Source organism: Streptomyces sp. NPDC003720 (assembly GCF_042875075.1).
Taxonomy (GTDB): domain Bacteria; phylum Actinomycetota; class Actinomycetes; order Streptomycetales; family Streptomycetaceae; genus Streptomyces.
The window spans coordinates 296717-310834 of record NZ_JBIANZ010000008.1; the positions used below are offsets into that span (position 1 = coordinate 296717).

The 14118-nt window shown below is 72.3% G+C and carries 12 protein-coding genes; 3 read left to right on the top strand and 9 right to left on the bottom strand.

The genetic code is table 11. The features are described 5' to 3' along the window. Positions 1–101: 101 nt before the first annotated feature. Complete coding sequence (locus ACFYU0_RS23560) at positions 102–1484, top strand: AI-2E family transporter (RefSeq protein WP_389303941.1); 1383 nt, start codon at positions 102–104, stop codon at positions 1482–1484. Here ACFYU0_RS23560 and ACFYU0_RS23565 read toward each other — a convergent pair. The 3 genes from ACFYU0_RS23565 to ACFYU0_RS23575 form a co-directional block, all read right to left on the bottom strand. Beyond that, positions 1383–1835, bottom strand: coding sequence for a hypothetical protein (locus ACFYU0_RS23565; protein ID WP_389303943.1), 453 nt, complete (start codon positions 1833–1835; stop codon positions 1383–1385). The two genes, ACFYU0_RS23560 and ACFYU0_RS23565, sit on opposite strands and share 102 nt — an antisense overlap. A 165-nt stretch (positions 1836–2000) precedes the next feature. Next, positions 2001–2543, bottom strand: coding sequence for an alkyl hydroperoxide reductase (locus ACFYU0_RS23570; RefSeq protein WP_351662259.1), 543 nt, complete (start codon positions 2541–2543; stop codon positions 2001–2003). Positions 2544–2546: 3 nt separating this feature from the next. Beyond that, the gene (locus ACFYU0_RS23575) at positions 2547–3101 is read right to left on the bottom strand and encodes a peroxiredoxin (RefSeq protein ID WP_351662262.1); all 555 of its coding nucleotides are present in this window, start codon (positions 3099–3101) and stop codon (positions 2547–2549) included. A 133-nt stretch (positions 3102–3234) separates the two neighbouring features. Here ACFYU0_RS23575 and ACFYU0_RS23580 point away from each other — a divergent pair, with 133 nt between their 5' ends. Next, a complete protein-coding gene (locus ACFYU0_RS23580; RefSeq protein WP_389303946.1) occupies positions 3235–4182 on the top strand; it encodes a LysR substrate-binding domain-containing protein in 948 nt (315 codons plus the stop codon). 51 nt (positions 4183–4233) lie between these two features. Here the strand turns inward: ACFYU0_RS23580 and ACFYU0_RS23585 are convergent, their stop codons facing one another. From ACFYU0_RS23585 to ACFYU0_RS23605, 5 genes are all read right to left on the bottom strand, one after another. Next, positions 4234–6615 (bottom strand): ABC transporter permease, encoded by a 2382-nt coding sequence (locus tag ACFYU0_RS23585; protein WP_389303949.1) that lies wholly within the window; start codon positions 6613–6615, stop codon positions 4234–4236. Next, a complete protein-coding gene (locus tag ACFYU0_RS23590; RefSeq protein ID WP_389303951.1) occupies positions 6612–7301 on the bottom strand; it encodes an ABC transporter ATP-binding protein in 690 nt (229 codons plus the stop codon). Before ACFYU0_RS23590 ends, ACFYU0_RS23585 begins: the two co-directional genes overlap by 4 nt. Further along, a complete protein-coding gene (locus ACFYU0_RS23595; RefSeq protein WP_351662274.1) occupies positions 7298–7822 on the bottom strand; it encodes a PadR family transcriptional regulator in 525 nt (174 codons plus the stop codon). Before ACFYU0_RS23595 ends, ACFYU0_RS23590 begins: the two co-directional genes overlap by 4 nt. A 146-nt stretch (positions 7823–7968) precedes the next feature. Beyond that, positions 7969–8223 (bottom strand): hypothetical protein, encoded by a 255-nt coding sequence (locus tag ACFYU0_RS23600; protein ID WP_351662277.1) that lies wholly within the window; start codon positions 8221–8223, stop codon positions 7969–7971. Continuing rightward, positions 8220–9113: an SPFH domain-containing protein gene (locus ACFYU0_RS23605; RefSeq protein WP_351662970.1), complete on the bottom strand. Its 894-nt coding sequence runs from the start codon at positions 9111–9113 to the stop codon at positions 8220–8222. Before ACFYU0_RS23605 ends, ACFYU0_RS23600 begins: the two co-directional genes overlap by 4 nt. Positions 9114–9407: 294 nt before the next feature. Between ACFYU0_RS23605 and ACFYU0_RS23610 the strand changes: the two genes are divergently transcribed. Continuing rightward, positions 9408–11753 carry a transglycosylase domain-containing protein gene (locus ACFYU0_RS23610; protein WP_351662280.1) on the top strand — a complete coding sequence of 782 codons (2346 nt, stop codon included), beginning with the start codon at positions 9408–9410 and terminating at the stop codon, positions 11751–11753. A 54-nt stretch (positions 11754–11807) separates the two neighbouring features. Here the strand turns inward: ACFYU0_RS23610 and ACFYU0_RS23615 are convergent, their stop codons facing one another. After that, the gene (locus ACFYU0_RS23615) at positions 11808–13910 is read right to left on the bottom strand and encodes a SpoIIE family protein phosphatase (protein WP_389303954.1); all 2103 of its coding nucleotides are present in this window, start codon (positions 13908–13910) and stop codon (positions 11808–11810) included. Positions 13911–14118 lie beyond the last annotated feature (208 nt).

A 14118-nucleotide genomic window follows, 5' to 3' on the forward strand; every position in this document is an offset into this window, starting at 1 on the left:
CTCGTCCTACGAGGAGGGGCTTTCGCACTGTACGGTCGTACGCGAACTGCTCCCGGGTGAGCGGTGGCGTACACCCGGGAGGCGGGGGAAGAGGACGGATCATGTCGCGAGTGCCAGGGTGGCTGGGCCGGCTGGGTGCCGGACTGACCGAGATGAGTGAGCGGTTGGACGAGCGCCGCGCCGAAGTGGAGAAGGACACCGGGTCCGGGTCCGACCCCGCCGTCGGCCGGAAGCCCGGCCGCAGGGCCGACCGGGCCGCCGATCCGGTGCCGTCCGTCCCCCGGCCCGCCGCACCGGCCGGACCACGGCCCGACCCGGCGCAGGCCGTGCCCTGGGGTGTGCGGGTCGCGGCCGAGGCGGGCTGGCGCCTGCTGGTCCTGGCCGGCACCGTGTGGGTCCTGATGCGGGTCATCAGCGCCATCCAGCTCGTCGTCTTCACCTTCGTCATCGCCCTGCTGGTCACCGCGCTGCTCCAGCCGACGGTCGCCCGGCTGACCCGGCACGGGGTGCCGCGCGGCCCGGCGACCGCGCTGACCGCGATCCTCGGCTTCGTCGTCATCGGGCTGATGGGCTGGTTCGTGACCTGGCAGGTCATGGAGAACATCGACACCCTCTCCAGCCAGATCCAGAGCGGCATCGACGACCTGCGCAACTGGCTGCTGAAGAGCCCCTTCCACGTCACCGACAAGCAGATCAACCAGATCGCCAAGAACCTCCGCGAGGCCATCGGAGCGAACACCGACCAGATAACGTCCGCGGGCCTGGAAGGCGTTCAGGTCGTCGTCGAGGCGCTCACCGGCATCCTGCTGGTGTTCTTCTCGACGCTGTTCCTGCTCTACGACGGCAAGCGCATCTGGCAGTGGTTCCTGAAGCTGGTGCCCGCCGCGGCCCGCCCGGGCGTGGCCGGCGCCGGCCCGCGCGCCTGGCGCACCCTGACGGCCTACGTCCGGGGCACGGTGCTGGTGGCCCTCATCGACGCCATATTCATCGGCATCGGCATCTACTTCCTCAACGTGCCGATGGCCGTACCGCTGGCCGTCTTCATCTTCCTGTTCTCGTTCATCCCCCTGGTCGGCGCCGTCGCCTCCGGCGCGCTCGCGGTGATCGTGGCCCTGGTGACGCAGGGCGTCTTCACCGCGCTGATGACCCTCGTGGTCGTCCTCGCCGTCCAGCAGATCGAGGGCCACGTCCTGCAGCCCTTCATCCTGGGCCGCGCGGTCCGGGTCCACCCGCTCGCCGTCGTCCTGACGGTGGCGGCCGGCGGCATGGTGGCCGGCATCGGCGGCGCGGTGGTGGCCGTACCGCTGGTGGCGGTGACGAACACGGTGGTGGGGTACCTGCGCGCCTACTCGGCGGAGGTGGAGGCCGCCCCGGACGAGCCCTCAGCCGTAGAGGACGACCAGGGCGGCGAGGAGCAGCCCGACGCAGGCTGCGACGGCCGGGAGGCGGTACCGGCTCCCGGCGGCGAGCGCGACGCAGTATGACCAGGCCCCGCCCGTGAGGGCGACGGCCCACCAGCCCGCCGACGCGTGCGCCGCCGCCAGCAGGACGGGCGCCGGCAGGAGCGTCGGCGGGACGAGGGCGAGCCGTGGCCCGATGCCCAGCCGCTCGTAGACGACGAGCAGCACGGCCAGGGAGACCGCGAACAGCAGCGGGACGGCCGTCAGGTTCCATCCGGTGACGCAGACGCCGTCGGCCGTCCCGCAGATCCGGCCGCTGCGCCGGACGGTCCAGGAGAGGTAGGCCAGGGCGCCGGCGGCCAGGACCGCTCCGGTGACGGCGGCGCCCAGCAGCCGCGGCAGGGCGGGCGCCGGCCGTGTGTGGGGGGTGGTCATGTCCTGCAGCCTTCCGCAGGCGACGCCCGGGGGCCTGAGTACCGGTACTCAGGTCCGGGCCGGTCGATCGGTCACAGTTCGGAACGAATGGTTCTTGTCACATCACTGAACGCACCGCGGCCCCCGCCCATCGGATGGGCGGGGGCCGCGGTGTCCGGGAGCGGGTTACTCGGCCGCCTGGGCCAGAGCCGCCTCCGCGTCGAGGGTCACGCCGACGGCCTGGACCACGGACGCGATCTTGAACGCCTCCTGGACCACCTCGCGCTCGACGCCGGCCTTGCGCAGCACCTGCTCGTGCGAGTCGAGGCACATGCCGCAGCCGTTGATCGCGGAGACCGCGAAGGACCACAGCTCGAAGTCGACCTTCTCCACGCCCGGGTTGCCGATGACGTTCATCCGCAGACCGGCGCGCAGGGTGCCGTACTCGTGGTCGGACAGCAGGTGCCGGGTGCGGTAGAAGACGTTGTTCATCGCCATCACCGCGGCGGCGGCCTTGGCGGCCGTGTACGCCTCCGGCGACAGGTTCGCCTTCGCCTCCGGCTCCAGCTCACGCAGCACGATCGGGGAACGGGAGGCGATGGCGGTCGCCAGCACCGTGCCCCAGAGCTGCTGGGCCGGCAGGTCGGAGTTGCCGATGACCGAGCCCAGGTTGAGCTTCAGGTCCTTGGCGTAGTCCGGGACGCGGGACTTCAGCGAGTCGAGCGACATGGGTCACTCACCGGCCAGCAGCGCGACCGGGTCGAGCGTCTCGTCGCCCTTGCTCCAGTTGCACGGGCACAGCTCGTCCGTCTGCAGGGCGTCGAGGACCCGCAGGACCTCCTTGGGGTTACGGCCGACGGAACCGGCGGTCACCATGGTGAACTGGATCTCGTTGTTCTGGTCGACGATGAAGACGGCGCGCTTGGCGAAGCCGTCCTCGCCCTCGATGCCCAGCTCGCGCATCAGCTCGTGCTTGGAGTCGGCCATCATCGGGAAGGGCAGGTCACGCAGGTCGTCGTGGTCCTTGCGCCAGGCGTGGTGGACGAACTCGGAGTCACCGGAGAAGCCGAGGATCTGGGCGTCGCGGTCGGCGAACTCGTCGTTCAGCTTGCCGAACGCGGCGATCTCGGTCGGGCACACGAAGGTGAAGTCCTTGGGCCAGGCGAAAACGATCTTCCACTTGCCCTCGTAGGTCTTGTGGTTGATCGTGTCGAACTCCTTGCCCTTCTCCAGCGAGACGCAGGCGGTCAGTTCGAACTCGGGGAACTTGTCACCGACAGTGAGCACACGCTCTCCTTGCAGCGAGGCAGCACCCGGATCGCGGGTGCTACCCATGGGTTGGACTTTCCCGATGTTGGCACAGGGTGCATTGATACAGGAAATAGCTACACTCGGTCGTGTTGATCGGAGGTATCTATCAGTGACCGTCAGTAGCGGAAAACGACGCCAGCCCAGCCTGTCCCAGCTCCGTGCCTTCGCGGCCGTGGCCGAGCACCTGCACTTCCGGGACGCGGCCGCCGCCATCGGGATGAGCCAGCCCGCCCTGTCCGGCGCGGTCTCGGCGCTGGAGGAGATCCTGGGCGTGACCCTCCTCGAGCGTACGACCCGCAAGGTGCTGCTCTCGCCCGCCGGCGAGCGGCTGGCCGTACGGGCCAAGGCGGTGCTGGACGAGGTCGGGGCGCTGCTGGAGGAGGCCGAGGCGGTCCGGGCGCCGTTCACCGGGGTGCTGCGCCTCGGGGTGATCCCGACCGTCGCGCCGTACCTGCTGCCCACCGTGCTGGGCCTGGTCCACGAGCGGTACCCGCACCTCGACCTGCAGGTGCACGAGGAGCAGACCGCCAGCCTCGTCGAGGGCCTGCAGTCCGGCCGCCTGGACCTGCTGCTGCTCGCCGTGCCGCTCGGCGTCCCCGGGGTGACCGAACTCCCGCTGTTCGACGAGGACTTCGCGCTCGTCACGCCGCCCGACCACCGGCTCGGCGGCCGCGAGGGCATCCCGCGCGAGGCGCTGCGGGAACTGAACCTGCTGCTGCTCGACGAGGGGCACTGCCTGCGCGACCAGGCGCTGGACATCTGCCGCGAGGCCGGGCGGGAGGACGCGCCGGTCACCACCACGGCCGCCGGTCTCTCCACGCTGGTGCAGCTCGTCGCGGGCGGCCTCGGCTGCACCCTGCTGCCGCGCACCGCCCTGAAGGTCGAGACGACCCGCGGCAGCCGGCTCCGCACCGGCTACTTCGCCGATCCCGCCCCCAGCCGCCGGATCGCCTTCGCCATGCGCGCGGGCGCCGCCAGGGGAGCGGAGTACGAGGAGCTGGCGGCGGCCCTGCGCGAGGAGCTGCGGCCGCTGCCCGTGCGGGTGCTGGACGCCTGACCGCACCTCCCGTGGACCCGGCGGCGCCCCGCACGGGACGCCGCCGGACGCCTACTCGGTGCGCAGCCCGTCCGGCCGCATCAGCCGCAGCAGCGGGGGCAGGCTGAGCAGGGTCACCGCGAGCACCACCGCGGCGCCGACGCCGGTCATGGACAGCACGCTCGCCCAGTCGACCGACACCGGTGTCGCCGTCATCTTCAGCAGCACCGCGCCGAGGGTCAGGCCGACCACCGAGGACAGCAGCAGCCCGAGGACGATCGGGACGGCCGTCTGCCACAGCACCGACAGGCCCAGCGTGCGGCGCCGGGTGCCGAAGGCGACCAGCGAGGACAGCAGCTTGCGCCGCTCGCGGAGCTGCTCGAGCTGCGAGACCAGCAGGCTCGCGCCGATCAGCGCCAGCACGCAGACCGCGCCGACGAACAGGCCGGTGCGCAGCGAGGTGTACTTCGTGGACTCCTCGGTCGCCGTCCAGGTGAACACGTCCGCGGCCGGCTCCACCCGGGCGGCCGTGTTGCGCACGTACTCCTGGGCGTCGGGCACCGACTCGTCGATGCGGACGAAGACATGGCCGTGCAGTACGGTCCTGGCCTTCGCCGGCAGCGCGGACGGCGTGAGCAGCAGGCCGTTGGCGCCGTTCTGCAGCGCGTCCTCGCGGTACGACGCCTGCTTGAGGCCGGCCGGCACCCGCCAGGGCACCTCGAGGCCGGGCTCGCCCGAGTAGCTCGGGTCGACGTAGAGCTGCCGCTCGGGACGTACGACGGAGCCGATGGAGTCGTTGTACGAGGCGTCGTAGTGCGGGTTGCGCAGCCGGAACACGTCGCCGTCCCGGCAGGAGGGCAGCCGTGCCACCTCGCGCAGGGCGGCGCAGTCACCGACCGTCAGGTCGACCAGGCTCTCCGGTTCCGTGCGCCTCTCCCCGACCGACGCGGTGGACAGCGCCATCGCCACCCGCACACCCTCGGTCTTTCGGAACGCCTCGCCCGCGGCGGCGACGTCACGGTGGTCGGGCAGCGTGATCTCCATGGACGCCCGGTTCGGGTCGCGGCCGGTGTCCTTGGTGTACTGGCTCTCCACGCCCGCGAACAGCATCTGCAGCGCGATCGCGCCGGCCACCGCCACCGCGATGCCGTTGACCATGCGGGCCGCCGTGCCGCTGCTCAACTGCAGCCGTCGTACCGCGAGTTGCCAGGACACCGGGCCGGCGCCGAGCCGGGCGACGACCCGCTCCACGATCCACGGCAGCAGCGCGGTCACGCCGACCAGCAGCAGCAGGACGCCGCCGGTCACCAGGTACTGGTTGAAGCCGCCGCTGTCCCGGCCCTTGCCGACCATCGGGTACAGCAGCGCGAGGCCCGCCAGCGGCAGCAGCAGCCGCCACCACAGCCGGCGCCGGGCCGGCCGGGCCGTCCGCACCACGCCGAGCGGTTCCACGACCACCCCGCGCATCGCGAGCAGGGTCACCAGGACCGCGGACGCCGGCACCGCCACCGCCACCAGCGCGACGAGCGCGGGGGAGGGGTCGAGGTAGCTGGGGAACACGCTCTCGCCCAGCACCTGCACCGAACCGGCGACCTGACGTCCGATCAGGAAGAAGACCGTGCCGACGGCCAGCCCGAGCAGGGCCCCGGCCAGCGCCTCGCCCGCGGCGATCCGCCGGGTCATCCCGCTGTCGGACCCGACCAGCCGCAGCGCGGCCAGCCTGCGGTCGCGCCGCTCGCCGCCGAAGCGCACGGCAGCGGCGATGAACACGGCGACGGGCATCAGCAGGACCACGAACACGACCAGCACCATCAGCAGCAGTACCGGGTCGGCCTTCTCCACGGTCGGGTGCGGATCGCCGAAATGCGCCAGCCGGTCCACCCGGACGCCGCCGCCCGCGTCCGGGTCCAGGCCCTCGGCGCCCGCGTAGTACGCCAGCTCGTGCGAGCCGATCAGCCCGCTCTCGCCGATCGTCCCCACGACCCGGTGGGGCAGCCGCTCGCGCAGCAGCCGGGCGCCGTCCGAGGCGAGCAGGTCCCGCAGCGCGGGGGAGACGACCATCTCGCCCTTCGCGGGGAAGCGGCCGACCCCGGGCGGCAACGGCGCCCGCGGGCCCTCGGGTTCGAGGAGCCGGCCCCGGACGTCCTTCGAGTGCCACTGCGTGTCGGTCGCGGCGACCAGCACGGTGTCGTCGGCCTTGGGGCGGGTGGTGCTGGAGAACGTGTAGTCGTAGCGGGCCTCCTCGACCCGGTGCCGGGCGGCGAACACGTTCGGCAGCGCGGTGGTCAGCAGCAGCAGGGCGACGCCCAGCCCGACGCCGACCGCCGTCAGCGTCATCCGCACCCAACCCTCACGCCCGCCGGTGACGGCGAACCGGGCGCCCATGACGAGGTCCCCGAAGCTCCCCCGCGCCCATCCCCGCCCGCGCGGCAGATCCCCCCTGCGCGGCTTCATACGGCCCGCTCCATGTCCCGGGACCTGCCGTCCCGCACGACGATCTCGCGGTCCGAGTACGCGGCCACCCGGGCCTCGTGCGTGACCAGCACGACGGCCGCGTTGGTGGAGCGGGCCGCGTCGGTGAGCAGCTCCATCACGCGCTCCCCGTTGAGCGAGTCCAGCGCGCCGGTCGGTTCGTCGGCGAACAGCACCCGGGGCCCGGTGACCAGCGCCCGCGCCACCGCGACCCGCTGCCCCTGGCCGCCGGAGACCTCACCGGGCCGCTTGCCCCTGAGGTCGTCCACCTCGAGCCGCTCCATCCAGCCCAGCGCGGCCCGCTCGGCCTTCTTGCGGGAGGTGCCGTTCAGCCGCAGCGGAAGCGCCACGTTCTCCACGCAGGTCAGCTCCGGCACCAACTGGCCGAACTGGAAGACGAAGCCGAACTCGCTGCGCCGCAGGGCGCTGCGCTCGACGTCGTTCATGGTGGCGAGTTCCCGCCCGGCGTAGGTGATCGAGCCCGAGTCGGGCGGCACTATGCCGGCGAGGCAGTGCAGCAGCGTCGACTTGCCGGACCCGGAGGGGCCCATCACCGCGACGACCTCACCGGCGTGGATGGAGAACGCGGCGCCGTCCAGCGCGAGCGTCGGGCCGTAGGCCTTGCGCAGGTCCTCGGCGGCGAGCAGGGAGCCCGGGGGAGGGGTCATCGGGCCACCTCCGCGCGGAGCCTGTCCAGCCGGGCGGCGGTCAGTTCCAGCCAGCGCAGATCGGCCTCCAGGTGGAACAGGGCGTGATCGCAGACGAGCTGGTCCGCGAGGTCGCCCTTGCGCTTGCGGTCGGTGAGGATGCGCATGCTGCGCAGGTGCTCGGCGCGCTGGGTGTCCAGGATGTCGGCCGCGTCCCGGTGGGTCAGCAGCGCCAGGACGACCTTGGTGTAGAGGGTGGACTGGAGGTACTCCTCCGGCTTCTCCGGGGTCGCGAGCCACTGCTCGACGTCGGTGACGCCGGCGTCGGTGATGGCGTACCGCTTGCGTTCGGGCCCGCCGCCCGACTCGATCCCGTCGACTTCCACGAGCCCGTTCTTCAGCAGGCGGGACATCGTCGAGTAGACCTGGCCGTAGTGCAGCGGCCGGTCGTGACCGAACTTCTCGTCGAAGGCCCGCTTCAGGTCGTAGCCGTGTCGGGGGCCGGACTCCAGGAGCCCTAGGAGGGTGTGACCGATGGACATGGCAGCACTCTACACACGGTGTATACGTCGCGTGTATACGTGGAGTGTCCAGTGGCTGGCAGGCGGTGGCGCGACGCAGGTGGGAGCCGATTGTCCGGATTCCGTAACGACGAGGGGCCCGCCTCCGTGTGGAGGCGGGCCCGTCCTCAGGGCGCCGGCGGCCCGGCCGCGGGGCCGGCGGGCGGCCGCCCGCGGCGGGGCAGCGGACCGGTGTCCCGCGGCAGCCGCCCCGCCTCGGAGAGCGCCTTGCGCAGCAGGAACTCGATCTGCGCGTTGGCCGACCGCAGTTCGTCCCCGGCCCAGCGCGCGAGGGCGTCGTAGACCGACGGGTCCAGCCTCAGCAGCACCTGCTTGCGCTGCCGAGGCCGTCGCCCGGACGTCTCCTCCGACGGATCCGTCACTGGTAGAGGGTCCCGGTGTTGAGCACGGGCTGCGGGGCCCGGTCCCCGCACAGCACCACCATCAGGTTGGACACCATCGCCGCCTTCCGCTCCTCGTCCAGCTCCACGATGTCCTGCTCGGCGATCCGGGCGAGCGCCGCCTCCACCATGCCGACCGCGCCGTCCACGATCTGCCGCCGGGCCGCGACCACCGCGCCGGCCTGCTGGCGCTGGAGCATCGCCGAGGCGATCTCGGGGGCGTACGCGAGATGCGTGAAGCGCGACTCGACGACCCGGACCCCGGCCGCCTCCACCCGGGCCTGCAGCTCGACGGCCAGCTTCTCGGTGATCTCCTCGGCGTTGCCGCGCAGCGACAGGCCGTCCTCCTCGTGGGCGTCGTAGGGGTACTCGATGGCGATGTGCCGCACGGCCGTCTCGGTCTGGGTGGCGACGAACTCGGCGAAGTCGTCCACCTCGAAGGTGGCCTGCGCGGTGTCCTGGACCTTCCAGACCACGACCGCGGCCAGCTCGATCGGGTTGCCGTAGGCGTCGTTGACCTTCAGTACGGCGGTCTCGTGGTTGCGTACCCGGGTCGAGATGCGGGTGCGCGAGGTGAAGGGGTTCACCCAGCGCAGGCCGTCCTGCCGGATCGTGCCCCGGTAGCGGCCGAAGAGCTGGACCACCCGGGCCTCGCCGGGCGCGACCGTGTTGAGGCCGCGCATCGCGATCACGGCGGCGAGGAAGACGAGGACGCCGCACAGGATGAGCCCGGCCTTGGCGCCGTCCGCGGTCACCGCCGAGGCGGCGGCGAACAGGGCCACGGCGGCGGCGAGTCCCAGCAGGCCGAGGAGCAGGGCGAGGCCCCCGCCGATGCTGTGGGCCTGGAACTCGCGCACGCGCGGCGCGGGCATCTCGGGTACGTCGACGGCCGCGGCCGTCTGGGGTGCGGACGTGTCGGGTGCGGGCACGGTGGATCCCCCGGTTCTCGAAGGCGTCCGACTTCCCCGGGCGCCTGGTTTCCGTCTAGCTAAGTGATATCACTTTATGCCGCTGGGCAACCCAACGCCAGGGATAACCGTCGGTTCCCTGTGGGGCGGGTGCTGATTCTCACGTCCGTAAAAGAGCGGATCGAGCGTCCTTTGTCATATAGACGGGTGTTAGCTTTCGGAGCTGACCACTGAGATGGAAGCGGGAGCGTAGGACTCATGGGACGAGCGGAAGAGAGACGAGCGCGACAGCGTGGTGGTCGCCGCGCGGCGCCCAAGCGCCACCGCTCGCAGTCCACGGCCGACTCCGCGGCGGCGGCGCCCGGCGGCAAGCCCGCCAAGGGCCGAATACGCAGGCTGTTCACCTGGAAGAAGATCCTCGGCACGTTCTTCGGACTGTGCCTGCTGTCCTTCGGCGCCTTCGTCGCGCTGTACCTGGCGGTCGACGTGCCCGCCGGCAACATCGCCGCCCAGCGGCAGAGCAACGTCTACAAGTACAGCGACGGCAGCGTCCTGGCCCGCGACGGCAAGGTCAACCGCGAGATCGTGGATCTGGACAAGGTGCCAAAGGCGGTCCAGCGGACCTTCGTGGCCGCCGAGAACAAGTCCTTCTACACCGACCCCGGAGTGGACCTCAAGGGCACCGCCCGAGGCCTGATCAACACCCTCTCCGGACGCGGCAAGCAGGGCGGCTCGACGATCACCCAGCAGTACGTCAAGAACTACTACCTGAACCAGGACCAGACCGTCTCGCGGAAGCTGAAGGAACTGGTCATCTCGCTGAAGGTGGAGCGCGAGAAGTCCAAGGACGACATCCTCGCCGGCTACATCAACACCTCCTACTACGGCCGCAACGCCTACGGCATCCAGGCCGCCGCCCAGGCCTACTACCGCGTCGACGCCCAGGACCTCAACGTGCAGCAGGGCGCCTACCTGGCCGCCCTGCTCCAGGCGCCGAGCCAGTACGACTGGGCGGCCGCCACCCCGACCGGCAAGCGGCTGGTCAAGGCGCGCTGGAACTACGTCCTGGACAACATGGTCGAGGAGCACTGGCTGCCCAAGGAGAAGCGCGACGGCCTGAGCTTCCCGGTGCCCAAGGAGCCCAAGGGCGCCCCGGGCATGGAGGGCCAGAAGGGCTACCTGGTCACGCTCGCCAACGCCCAGCTCGCCCAGAAGCTGATGCGCGACGAGGGCCTGTCCAGGTCCGACGCGGCGGCCAAGGTCGACAGCCAGGGCTGGACCATCACCCTGAACATCAGCCGCAAGAAGCAGGCCGCGCTGGAGCAGGCCGTCAAGGAGCGGCTGACCAGCAAGCTGGAACCGAAGAAGCGCAAGGTCGACGGCGACGTCCAGGCCGGCGCGGTGTCGGTGGACCCGAAGACCGGCAGGATCGTCGCGATGTACGGCGGCAAGAACTACTTCGACCACTGGACCAGCAACGCCACCCGCCGCGACTACCAGCCCGCGTCCACGTTCAAGCCGGTCATCCTCGCCGCCGCGCTGGCGCAGAATGCCACCACGCAGGACGGCAAGACGATCCAGGCGAGCACGGTCTACGACGGCACCAGCCGCCGCCAGGCCGTCGACCACGGCGCCAAGGTCGGCTTCGCACCGCCGAACGAGGACAACCGCAACTACGGGCCCATCACCGTCCAGCAGGCCATGAACCAGTCCGTCAACTCCGTCTTCGCGCAGATGGGCGTCGACGTGGGGATGAAAAAGGTGATGAGCACCGCGAAGCAGCTCGGCATGGACACCGAGGGCATGCAGGCGGTGCCCGCGCAGACGCTGGGCTCCATGGGCGCCAGCCCGCTGGAGATGGCCGGCATCTACGCCACCTTCGCCAACCACGGCCGTGAGGTGACGCCCGGCATCGTGAAGTCGGCCGAACAGAAGGGCCGCTCGGTCGAGATGCCCGACGCCGTCGGCAGCCAGGTGATCAGCCGCACGGTCGCCGACAGCGTGACCTCGGTGCTCACCGGCGTGGTCGACGACGGCACCGCCCGCACGTCCGTGGCGGGCAACCCGCTGCGCAACGGCCAGCAGGTCGCGGGCAAGACCGGTACCTCCGACTGCAACCGCTCGGCCTGGTTCACCGGCTACACCCCCGACCTCGTCACCTCCGTCGGCCTGTTCGGCGAGGCGGCCAAGTCCGGCGGCACCGGCTGCGACGGCAAGCCGGTCAAGAGGAACGACCACGTCTCGCTCAGCGGCGCGATGGGCGGCGGCCGGGTCAACGGCGGCGGCCCGCCGGCCGAGATCTGGGCGGCCTACACCTTCGGAGTCACCGAGAAGTCCGAGTTCGACCTGGACACCACCCAGGGCGCGGCCGTCGAGCCGACGGACACCCCGACGGTCAGCGAGTCCCCGTCCGACACCCCGTCCAGCTCGCCGAGCAGCGAACCGCCGGTGTCCGAGTCGCCGTCGCAGTCGCCGTCCCGGACCCCGTCGCGCTCGCCCAGCCAGTCACCCTCCCAGTCGCCGTCCCAGAGCCCGTCCAGCGAGCCGCCGACGGCCCCCGTCAGCGAGGACCCGCTCAACCCCGCCGACGGCTTCGGCCAGTAGGAGCACGCGAAGAGGGGCGCCCGGAACACTCCGGGCGCCCCTCTTCGCGTGCGCTCACGCCCTGTTCAGCTCGAACCAGACCACCTTGCCGGTGCTCAGCCGGGTCGCGCCCCAGCGCCGGGCCAGCTTGTTGACCAGGTACAGCCCGCGGCCGCCCTCGTCCGTGGCCCGCGCCTGGCACAGCCGCGGCAACTGGGGCACGTCGTCGCCGACCTCGCAGCGCAGCACGTCCGTGCGCAGCAGCCGCAGCGTCACCGGACGGGTGGCGTAGCGCACCGCGTTCGTGACCACCTCGCTGACCAGCAGCTCCACCGAGTCCGTCAGCTCCTCGAGGCCCCACCGGGCCAGCGCGCGCCGCGCCAGCCGCCGGGCCTCGCGCGGCGCCGCGTTCTCCGGCTCCAGCGTCCAGTACGCCACATCGCTCGGCGCGATCCCGTCGAAACGGGCCGCGAGCAGCGCGATGTCGTCGTCCCGGTCGCCCGGGCCGAGCATGTCCAGCACCTCGTCGCACAGCGCCTCGAGCGGCGGCGGATGGTCCGGGCCGGTGAGCCGGGCGGTCGCGGCGAGCTTCTCGCGCAGCTGCTCTATGCCGGTCCACACGTCCCGCAGCCGGGACTCCACCAGCCCGTCGGTGTACAGCAGCAGCGTGGCCCCGGCCGGCGCGTCCAGCTCCACCGCCTCGAAGTCCACCCCGCCCACCCCGATCGGCGCGCCCGGCGGGACCCGCAGCACCTCCGCCCGGCCGCCCAGGTGCAGCAGCACGGGCGGCGGATGACCCGCGTTGGCGATCGTGATGCGATGCGTCACCGGGTCGTACACCGCGTACAGGCAGGTCGCCATGCGGTCGGTGCCGAGCCGCTGCGCCTGCTCGTCGAGATGGTGCAGCACCTCCTGCGGGGGCAGGTCGAGACCGGCCAGCGTCTGCGCCGTCGTGCGCAGCTGGCCCATGATCGCCGCCGACGTCATGGAGTGCCCCATGACGTCGCCGACCACCAGCGCCACCCGGCTGCCGGGCAGCGGGATCGCGTCGTACCAGTCGCCGCCCACCCGCGCCGTCTCCGCCGCCGGCAGGTACCGGGACGCCAGCCGCACCCCGGTCGGCCGGGGCAGCGTCTCCGGCAGCATGGTGCGCTGCAGCTCGTCGGCGATGTACGCCTCGCGGCCGTACAGCACCGCCTTGTCGATGCCGAGCGCGCTGTGCGTGGCGAGCTGCGCCGCCACCAGCAGGTCGTCCCCCTCGAACGCCGGCCGCTCCGGGCGCCGCAGGAACAGCGCGGCGCCGATCACCCGGCGCCGGCCGCGCAGCGGCGCCAGGATCGCGTGCCGGCCGCCCGGCACGGCCGCCTCGCCGCCCTCGCCGAGCAGCTCGGGCAGCGCCGCCCGGGCCGCGGGCGCGTCGGCGAACACCGGCCGCACCCCGCGCAGCACCTCGTTCAGGGCGCCGCCCGGCCGCACCTCGCACAGCTCGGTGGTCAGCGACGACAGCTCGCTGAGGGCCGAGGCATCCGGCTCCGGCTCGGGGAACGGCGGCGGCGCCAGGCCCTCGGTGTCGCGCTCGTCCGGGATCCGGTCCGTGCGGCGCAGCCGCAGCACCACGGGCCCGGCCGGACGCTCGTCGCCCACCGGCAGCGGGTCGCGCAGATAGACCAGGATCGCGTCGGAGAACGTCGGCACGGTCGCCCGGCACAGCCCCATCACGATCTCGTCCAGATCGAGGCCGCGCGCGATCCGCCGGGTCGCCGCCCCGACGAACCTGAGCCGGTCACCGTCGCGCCGCATCGGCATCGGCCGCCCCGGTGGCAGCCCCCGCCCGGTGCGGCGGTCCTGGCCGCCCGGCCCCCGCTCCTGCTCGGCGCCCGGCTGCGGCGGAATGGCCTCCGGGGAGGGACGCGGGCGTCCCGCGTCCGTCGGCGCGGTGGCGGGCTGGGAGTGCTCGGGGCCGTTGACTTGGGGCTCCTTCCCCTTGTTCCCCTTGCCGCGGGGCGTGGTGGCCCCCGGCGCGGAGGGCGGTCCGTCGGCCCGGGCCTGTGCCGGTAAGGCCGGGCCGGCGAGCTGCTCCGGAGTACGCAGCAGCGCCCCGCGGGAGTCCGCGGGGTCGGCGCCCGACTGCGGGCGGTCGTAGGACGTGGGGTGCTCCGTCACGCGCGTCGAATCCATCCGTCCGGGGCTGCGCGCCGGGCGCGCACATGGTCCCGCCGAAAGTCCGATACCCGGAATACGTGCCCCAGGAACGGAATTCCCGCGTGGTCAGAGGCCGTGCCTGTGCCGCCGGGGAACCCTGCCGGGCCCGCCGGGGTGTTGCCCTCGTACCCCTCGCTCACTCCTGCCGCCCCTCGGTGACGTCTGGTCAGACCCGGTTCGCACC